This is a genomic window from Streptomyces aurantiacus, from assembly GCF_001418335.1.
Classification (GTDB): domain Bacteria; phylum Actinomycetota; class Actinomycetes; order Streptomycetales; family Streptomycetaceae; genus Streptomyces; species Streptomyces aurantiacus.
In genome coordinates, this window is the sequence record NZ_LIPP01000542.1 from 1 (window position 1) to 1,475 (window position 1,475).

Annotated in this window: 2 protein-coding genes; one reads left to right on the top strand and one right to left on the bottom strand. The window is 71.7% G+C overall.

The genetic code is table 11. The annotated features are described in order from the left end of the window. Positions 1-51: 51 nt before the first annotated feature. A complete protein-coding gene (locus tag AOK01_RS40060; RefSeq protein ID WP_055520571.1) occupies positions 52-870 on the bottom strand; it encodes a rhomboid family intramembrane serine protease in 819 nt (272 codons plus the stop codon). A gap of 103 nt (positions 871-973) precedes the next feature. Between AOK01_RS40060 and AOK01_RS40065 the strand changes: the two genes are divergently transcribed. Continuing rightward, the gene (locus AOK01_RS40065; protein ID WP_055520574.1) at positions 974-1,366 is read left to right on the top strand and encodes a hypothetical protein; all 393 of its coding nucleotides are present in this window, start codon (positions 974-976) and stop codon (positions 1,364-1,366) included. Positions 1,367-1,475: the final 109 nt, after the last annotated feature.

Here is a 1,475-nt window from a genome sequence, read left to right on the forward strand (position 1 = left end):
CGGTGGGGGTTGAGCGCGCAGTTCCCCGCGCCCCTTGAGGGGCCGGGCGGTCTACCACCGGGGGCGGGCCCTTCTGCCCCACAGGAGGCCTCGTGGCTCCGGTGGGGGCGAGGTGCCCCGGCGCAGGGGCCAGGCCAGGAGCATGCCCACCAGGAAGCCGACCACGTGGGCGGCGTACGCGACGGTGCCGGCCGCCGAGACGCCCGTGCCGGACGAGTACACCGCCTGGAGGCCGAACCAGAAGCCCAGCACGATCCAGGCGGGCAGCCGCAGCGGCAGGAAGATCAGGAACGGCACCAGGACCCAGACCCTGGCCCTCGGGTAGAGGACCAGATACGCGCCCAGCACCCCGGCGATCGCGCCGGACGCGCCGATCAGCGGGTCGGCCGAGTCGGCGTTGACGAGGGCGAAGCCGTACGCCGCCGCGTAGCCGCAGGCCACGTAGAACAGCGCGTAGCGGATGTGGCCCATGCGGTCCTCGATGTTGTTGCCGAAGATCATCAGGAACAGCATGTTGCCGAGCAGATGCACCCAGCCGCCGTGCAGGAACATCGCCGTGAGGACCGACAGCTCGGGCGACTTGTCGTAGCCGGGCGGGCCGACGACGCAGCCGGGGCCGCCGGCGCCCACGCCCACGTCCCCGGTGGGGACGGTCGTCGGGGTCTGCCCGTGGATCAGCTCGCGCGGCACCGCCGCCCAGTGGTCCAGGAACGCCTGCAGATGGCACAGCTGGGCCAGACCGCTCTCGCCGGTGAGTGAACTCGCCACCCCCGGCGTGGCCAGGAAGACCAGGAAGTTGGCGGCGATCAGCGCGTACGTCACGTACGGCGTGCGACGTACCGGGTTCACGTCATGGACGGGTATGACCACGAGGAGATCCTGCCCCCGGTTCGGGAACTCTGAACGGGGACGCGGCCGTCTGCGTATGTTTCGGCAACCGCCCGTGATCCCTGCAATACGTGAGGAACAGGTCATGAACGACCGAACCGCTCAGCCGTTGATCGCCACGCCGGACGGCGAGGCGGAGCTCGCCGTGGTACTCAGGCTGTCCTGGGAGGACGTGGCCGCGCTCGGCCAGGAGGCCGGCCGGCTGGCCGAGCGCATGCAGCGGCCTGTGACGTTGGACGAGGCCGTGAGCCATCGGCTGCGGGGGCGGCAGGCGGGGTCGCATGCGCGGGCGGCTGCCATGCCGGCTGCCGCCTCGGCTGTGCAGGCGGGGGGTGCGCCTGCGGTGGGTGGGGCTGCGGTGTCCGGGGTTTCGTCCTTGCCGCGGACGCCGGGGGAGCAGGCTCGGCAGGCCATCGAGAAGATCAATGGGAATGGGAATGGGAATGGGGTGGGCGGGGCGGCGGCGCAGGGGGCTTGAGCCGTCGGTTCGACCGGCCGCCGGTGGGGGCTGGGCGCGCAGTTCCCCGCGCCCCTGAGGGGTGCGCGTCCCTGGCCTTCAGTGGGTGGTGCTTCTTACTGCTGTTACC

Bases quoted from the DNA above. Each gene is read 5' to 3' on its own strand.
- AOK01_RS40065 (WP_055520574.1), top strand. From the start codon at position 974: ATGAACGACCGAACCGCTCAGCCGTTGATCGCCACGCCGGACGGCGAG.